Source organism: Halobium salinum (assembly GCF_026586625.1).
Taxonomy (GTDB): domain Archaea; phylum Halobacteriota; class Halobacteria; order Halobacteriales; family Haloferacaceae; genus Halobium; species Halobium salinum.
Genome location: NZ_JAODIW010000011.1, coordinates 1 through 876, shown reverse-complemented (window position 1 = coordinate 876; position 876 = coordinate 1). Strand labels below are relative to the sequence as shown.

At 68.8% G+C, this 876-nt stretch carries 2 protein-coding genes; one reads left to right on the top strand and one right to left on the bottom strand.

Annotation, left to right across the window (positions count from 1 at the left end):
* Positions 1 to 287: hypothetical protein (locus tag N5095_RS21995; protein ID WP_267625375.1), on the top strand; the 287-nt coding region annotated here is incomplete at its 5' end.
* Positions 288 to 514: 227 nt separating this feature from the next.
* Here N5095_RS21995 and N5095_RS21990 read toward each other — a convergent pair.
* Positions 515 to 814: a hypothetical protein gene (locus N5095_RS21990; protein WP_267625374.1), complete on the bottom strand. Its 300-nt coding sequence runs from the start codon at positions 812 to 814 to the stop codon at positions 515 to 517.
* Positions 815 to 876 lie beyond the last annotated feature (62 nt).

Genomic DNA, 876 nt, shown 5'->3' with positions numbered 1-876 from the left:
TTCTCGTCCCACCCACAGCCGCCCGCATCCTCCGGGCACTCCAGCTGTACCGAGCGGCGCCCGCAGGTCGCGAGTCGGAGCGCGTGACTCACCTCGTCGCGCTCCAGGAGAGCGAGGACCTTCTCGACCCGCTCGTCCGAACGCCCCATCACCTCGTAGATGGCGGTGAGTCGGTCACCACCGCCTGCGACGACCCGGACCGCGCGGCCCACCTCCTCGACGCCGAGGCGGAACACGAACGGGAGCGCCTGCGCTTCGATTTCCGTCAAACCCTGTTCGGGCGATAGAACGCCTGAGTCGGCAGGTCCTACCGACGTGGGAGAACGTTCGCAAGTAGCGAGTGAAGGGGGGTTCTCCGGACTGTCGGCGTCCCCAGTGGCTGCGGTGAGTCCACCGTAGAATTGGGTCATGAGATGGTACGCCCGCCGACCGATCTGCTCGCCGAACTCGTCGGTAGAGAACAACCCTGCTTGTTCGGAGGACAATCGTGTTTTCTGCTGAGGGTCAGTTCCGCTCATGCTGACCACCGCCGGGCGTGGTCGTCACAGAGAACCCGCTGCTCGCCGTCCCGCTCGACGAGAAAGAGTTCGTCCGTCTCGTGACAACCGAGCGCTCCACAGCAGTCCGCACCGACCGCTAGCGCGACCTCGAACCCGACCGCCCCGCCCCGCCTCTCGTTCTCGGTCGTCCCGGTCGGGACTCCCTCATGCGGGCGGGCTTCCGGGTCGGGCGCAGGCGCCCGCTTCCGGCGGCTCCGGCGCTCTCGCGGCCGTTGGCGCCGGCCGCTCGCCCGCTCGCTCCGCTCGCGGGCCACGCCTCCGCTCTCCCGCCCTCGGAGCCTAGAACGGGCTACGCGGCCTCGAACTAGCCTGCCGT